The following is a 4754-nucleotide window of genomic DNA, read 5'->3' as shown; positions in this document are numbered from 1 at the left end:
CACCACAAGCGCTCATCCTGCGGATGCGGTAAACTAGCCGTGTTTTTGCATCAGGATAGCGCTAATGAATCTCTCCCTTAAGCCCTGGAATACCTTTGGTATTGATCGCCAGGCTCACCAAATTATTTGTGTCGAAAATACGCAGCAACTGCTTAATGCCTGGCAGTCTGCAGTACAGAGCCAGCAGCCCGTATTGATCCTCGGGGAAGGAAGTAATGTATTGTTTCTAGAAGATTTTATCGGAACAGTCATTATCAATCGAATTAAAGGCATTGACGTTCACGAAGAGGCGGACGCATGGCTTTTGCATGTCGGTGCGGGGGAGAACTGGCATAGTCTTGTGCAGTGGACGCTCGAACAAGGCATGCCGGGACTGGAAAATCTGGCGTTAATTCCTGGCTGTGTGGGTTCTTCTCCTATCCAAAACATTGGTGCTTATGGCGTAGAGCTGCAACGTGTCTGCAGCTATGTAGATTGCATGGAGCTCAGTAGCGGTGAGTCGCAGCGTTTATCTGCAGACGCCTGCCGTTTTGGCTACCGAGACAGCATCTTTAAGCATGAATATCAGGATCGTTACGCCATCACTGCTGTTGGGTTGCGGTTGGCAAAATTCTGGCAACCAGTGTTGACCTACGGTGATTTAACCCGTCTGGATCCAGCGACTGTAACGCCTCAACAAGTTTTCGATTCCGTTTGCCAGATGCGTACCAGCAAGTTACCGGATCCTAAAGTGAACGGAAATGCGGGCAGCTTCTTCAAAAACCCGGTGATTTCGGCTGAAAAAGCCCGCATCTTGCTCGCAAGTTTTCCTCATGCTCCCCATTACCCGCAGGCAGATGGTTCAGTGAAACTGGCCGCAGGCTGGTTGATCGATCAATGCCAGTTGAAAGGAACCTCATTAGGGGGCGCTGCTGTTCATCACTTACAAGCTTTAGTACTGATTAATACCGGCCATGCAACGAGTGAAGATGTGGTGCGTCTCGCACATTTTGTCCGGCAGAGCGTAGGCGATAAATTTGATATCTGGCTGGAACCGGAAGTGCGCTTCATAGGATGTTCTGGCGAGGTGAATGCGGTGGAGGTTATTGCATGAAAGACAACACCGTTCCATTAACACTGATTTCGATTCTGGCAGATGGCGAGTTCCATTCTGGCGAACAGCTTGGTGAGCGTTTAGGCATGAGCCGTGCTGCTATCAACAAGCATATCCAGACGCTGCGTGACTGGGGCGTAGATGTCTTCACCGTGCCGGGAAAAGGTTACAGCTTGCCAGAACCTATTCAGCTACTGGATGAAGCCTTTATCAGTAGCCAGGTTGCGCAGGGCTCTGTTGCGGTGCTATCGGTGATCGATTCAACCAATCAGTATCTGTTGGATCGCTTAAGTGACTTACGCTCCGGTGACGCTTGTGTTGCCGAATATCAACAGGCTGGTCGTGGGCGGCGCGGGCGTAAATGGGTATCTCCGTTTGGTGCCAACCTCTATATTTCCATGTACTGGCGGCTTGAGCAGGGGCCGGCGGCGGCCATTGGTCTGAGCCTCGTCATTGGCATCGTTATGGCCGAGGTGCTGCGCGATTTAGGCGCTGAGCAAGTACGAGTCAAATGGCCCAATGATCTCTATCTACAAGATCGTAAACTCGCGGGGATCCTCGTCGAATTAACGGGAAAAACCGGCGATGCGGCGCAAATTGTCATTGGCGCTGGCGTCAATCTTGTGATGCGTAAAACACAGGCAGAAGATATCAGTCAGAGCTGGATTAATCTTCAGGAAGCCGGTGTGCGCATTGATCGCAACCAACTGGCGTCACGTTTGATCATTGAACTTCGCACCGCCTTGCAGCATTTTGAACAAGAGGGGTTAACGCCTTTCCTTTCTCGCTGGGAAACGCTGGATAATTTCATTAATCGCCCGGTTAAGTTGATTATCGGTGAAAAAGAGATCCTTGGCATTTCCCGCGGGATTGATTCGCAAGGTGCTTTGTTACTTGAGCAAGACGGCGTTATTAAACCCTGGGTGGGTGGAGAAATATCGCTTCGTAGCGCGGAATAATAAAAAGGGAGCATTCATGCTCCCTTTTTATTTACTTCCGTAGCCGAACTTGTTCCACGGCATGGTTGGCGCTTTTTGTCATAATCAGACTCGCGCGCTCGCGGGTTGGCAGGATGTTTTCTTTAAGATTTAATCCGTTAATTTCTTTCCACAATGACATAGCAATCTCAATTGCTTCGGCTTCAGACAATTTGGCGTAGTTGTGGAAATAAGAATCAGGATTGGTAAATGCGCCTTCGCGGAACTTCAGGAAACGGTTGATATACCAGGTTTGTAAAAGGTCTTCTGGCGCATCCACATAAATCGAGAAATCAACAAAGTCGGAAACAAATACATGATGTGGATCGTGTGGGTAATCCATACCGCTTTGTAAAACATTTAACCCTTCGAGAATTAAAATATCCGGTTGTGAGATCGTTTTATCCCCATCGGGGATCACATCATAAATAAGATGTGAATAAACCGGTGCGGTGATATTAGTCACGCCCGATTTAATATCTGAAACAAACTGCACAAGGCGGTGCATATCATAAGATTGCGGAAACCCTTTCTTCTTCATCAAGCCGCGGTCCTTCAGCACCTGGTTTGGGTGCAAAAAGCCATCGGTAGTAATGAGTTCTACACGACGATGCTCCGGCCAGCGGCTCAGCAGTGCCTGCAAGACGCGAGCAGTGGTGCTTTTGCCCACTGCAACGCTACCCGCGATACTGATGATATAAGGAATACGCTGCCCGTTAGTGCCGAGAAATTGTTCAAGAACGGCCTGGCGGCGCAAGTTCGAACTGATGTAGAAATTGAGTAACCGGGAAAGTGGAAGGTATATTTCCGCAACTTCTTCTAAAGAAAGGTCTTCATTGATGCCTTTTAATCTCGCGATCTCGCCTTCAGTTAAGGTCATAGGGACAGAGTCACGAAGCGCAGCCCACTGGCTGCGATTAAACTGTAAGTAAGGCGTCATTAACGTTTGCTCTTTTTTACTCATAAGCTTTTATTAGCCTGCCATTATCATTCGCTGCATTGGCTTCCTGCGCGCAGCCAGAGAGAGACTCTGAAGATAATGCTATGGCACGACGTTATTGAAATAAGTGGGATCAATGGGCAGGAGGTTAACACCAGATGACAGGGAATAATATGAAAAATCGCGCCAAGGTGATGCTTTCCGCAGAAAGCATCACGCGCTTCACTTTAGCTGGCAATAGAACGAACCATCTGATTTACAGCAAATAAGCGCTTAAAATAAATGGCTGCCGGATGGTAATAACCATCCGCAGAGCAGAGAAAATCGGGCATTTCACCCAGGCAGCGGTATCCTTGCGAGCGATAGAACGCTTCCCCGGCAGAACCTGAAAGTACTTCAAGCGACAGCAAACCTCGCTGGCGTGCACATGCTGTCTTTTCCAGTTCAGCAATGAGTTTCTTGCCAATGCCTGTTCGGCGCGCGCGGCGATGTACCAACAATAATTTGATATTTCCGCGGTTAAGGGCTTCAGGCTGCATGGCGAGTTGCAGGCTGACGCAGCCAGAAACACCTTGTTCATCCCGCGCAATCCAGATGAGTCGCTCGCCTTTTTCCAGCTCGCTGCGTAAGCGGTAAAAGCTAGCTTCAGCCTCCTGTTGGCTGATCGATCGTTGATACCCCACGGATGCGCCGCTGTGCAACGCATCCAATAGCAGTTGAGCAAGCTCGGGGCAATAGATTGGCAAGGTAGCTGCATTTAACAACACAATCTTCATAGTGACGCCTCCGCTGGGGTATAACCGCAGAGATGCAATTAGTGATCCATTTCACGGTTTCGCATTGCGACTGAAGAATGAGTATTGGGCAATGCATTTATTTGCACCGCAATAACGCAACTGCACCCCGGCCAAGCCCTAACAGTTACCAGACACATCGTTGACTACAAGAGAATAGATAGGAATGAATCATGAGAAATGGTGGTTTTTTCCACGGTGTTGCATGAAATTACAGCGTTTCTTCGGCTTGTCGCGCAAAATGTGAGCGATAGAACGTTTTGTGCAATTTTTTAGTTGCATCAATCCCTCTGTCTCCCTAGAATGCGCGCTACTTGATGCCGACTTAGCTCAGTAGGTAGAGCAACTGACTTGTAATCAGTAGGTCACCAGTTCGATTCCGGTAGTCGGCACCATCAAGTCCGGTGGGGTTCCCGAGCGGCCAAAGGGAGCAGACTGTAAATCTGCCGTCACAGACTTCGAAGGTTCGAATCCTTCCCCCACCACCATTTTCGGTTACGCTAAAACGTAACCTGAGTTGGTGTCAGTAGTGAATCAGCTCTTTGGGAGAGTGTCTTCTCCCGATAATACAGAAGTACTGGGTAGCCGAGTTTCAGGATGCGGGCATCGTATAATGGCTATTACCTCAGCCTTCCAAGCTGATGATGCGGGTTCGATTCCCGCTGCCCGCTCCAAGACGTGCTGATATGGCTCAGTTGGTAGAGCGCACCCTTGGTAAGGGTGAGGTCCCCAGTTCGACTCTGGGTATCAGCACCACTTCACTTCTCCTCCCTGGTTTCTCTTCTGTTATTAGCATTCAACGAGTCGGGCATGTTGCCTGGTTGATGTGGTGATATCACCGATTTATCCGTGTCTTAGAGGGACAATCGATGTCTAAAGAAAAGTTTGAACGTACAAAACCGCACGTTAACGTCGGTACTATCGGCCACGTTGACCATGGTAAAACAACG

The 4754-nt window shown here is 49.1% G+C and carries 5 protein-coding genes and 4 tRNA genes; 7 read left to right on the top strand and 2 right to left on the bottom strand.

The window, feature by feature from the left end:
- The first annotated feature begins 64 nt into the window (after positions 1-64).
- Both murB and birA read left to right on the top strand, forming a co-directional pair.
- Positions 65-1093, top strand: coding sequence for a UDP-N-acetylmuramate dehydrogenase (gene murB / locus E0L21_RS24510; RefSeq protein ID WP_131413816.1), 1029 nt, complete (start codon positions 65-67; stop codon positions 1091-1093).
- Positions 1090-2052 (top strand): bifunctional biotin--[acetyl-CoA-carboxylase] ligase/biotin operon repressor BirA, encoded by a 963-nt coding sequence (birA, locus tag E0L21_RS24505; protein WP_131413815.1) that lies wholly within the window; start codon positions 1090-1092, stop codon positions 2050-2052. Before murB ends, birA begins: the two co-directional genes overlap by 4 nt.
- Positions 2053-2083: 31 nt before the next feature.
- On the opposite strand, the gene coaA is transcribed toward birA, so the two are convergent.
- Together coaA and E0L21_RS24495 are read right to left on the bottom strand one after the other, a co-directional pair.
- Positions 2084-3034 carry a type I pantothenate kinase gene (coaA, locus tag E0L21_RS24500; protein ID WP_017460033.1) on the bottom strand — a complete coding sequence of 317 codons (951 nt, stop codon included), beginning with the start codon at positions 3032-3034 and terminating at the stop codon, positions 2084-2086.
- 203 nt (positions 3035-3237) lie between these two features.
- Positions 3238-3786, bottom strand: coding sequence for a GNAT family N-acetyltransferase (locus E0L21_RS24495; protein ID WP_131413814.1), 549 nt, complete (start codon positions 3784-3786; stop codon positions 3238-3240).
- Between the two features lie 337 nt (positions 3787-4123).
- On the opposite strand from E0L21_RS24495, the gene E0L21_RS24490 reads away from it, so the two are divergent.
- The 5 genes from E0L21_RS24490 to E0L21_RS25335 form a co-directional block, all read left to right on the top strand.
- Positions 4124-4199: transfer RNA gene (locus E0L21_RS24490), tRNA-Thr, on the top strand.
- An 8-nt stretch (positions 4200-4207) separates the two neighbouring features.
- Positions 4208-4292, top strand: a tRNA-Tyr gene (locus E0L21_RS24485).
- A gap of 111 nt (positions 4293-4403) precedes the next feature.
- Positions 4404-4478 (top strand) — tRNA-Gly (locus tag E0L21_RS24480).
- Between the two features lie 6 nt (positions 4479-4484).
- Positions 4485-4560 (top strand) — tRNA-Thr (locus E0L21_RS24475).
- A gap of 113 nt (positions 4561-4673) precedes the next feature.
- Positions 4674-4754, top strand: an 81-nt coding sequence (locus tag E0L21_RS25335; protein ID WP_003842260.1) for an elongation factor Tu, incomplete at its 3' end; no start/stop codon positions are given.

Source organism: Kosakonia quasisacchari (assembly GCF_004331415.1).
Lineage (GTDB): Bacteria > Pseudomonadota > Gammaproteobacteria > Enterobacterales > Enterobacteriaceae > Kosakonia > Kosakonia quasisacchari.
This window is presented reverse-complemented; position numbering and strand designations above follow the sequence as displayed.